This is a genomic window from Mesorhizobium sp. M2E.F.Ca.ET.209.01.1.1, from assembly GCF_004010375.2.
Classification (GTDB): domain Bacteria; phylum Pseudomonadota; class Alphaproteobacteria; order Rhizobiales; family Rhizobiaceae; genus Mesorhizobium.
The window spans coordinates 1-299 of the sequence record NZ_SADP02001039.1 but is presented as its reverse complement, the minus strand read 5'-3'; the positions used below and the strand labels follow the sequence as shown (position 1 = coordinate 299).

The window sequence follows — 299 nt, the reverse complement described above, 5'->3', positions numbered from 1 at the left end:
GTCCCGACCAGAAGCATTCCTGCCGGAGGACTGGATGTCGCCGCCCGCCTCGATGAAGAAGTCGCTGACGCCGGCCTGACGGACGATTTCGGCCGCGTTGCGGATGGCCCAGCCCTTGACGATGCCGGAGGGATCGAGGGAGCCGTCCGGCCTGTGAATGTCGAAATACCCGTCCGTCTCTCTTCTTGTTTGTTCCGCAAGCGCCATCACGTCACGCATCTGGCCGCTCCAGTCGCGCACCGGAACGTCGCCCCGGTTTATGGCCGAGATTTCGCTGTCTTTCCGGTAGGTGCTGAAGC

1 protein-coding gene is annotated in these 299 nt (G+C 63.2%); it reads right to left on the bottom strand.

Annotated features, from left to right (window positions below):
• A partial coding sequence (locus EN852_RS39030; RefSeq protein ID WP_135879920.1) for an FAD:protein FMN transferase occupies nucleotides 1-299 on the bottom strand: 299 nt, incomplete at both ends.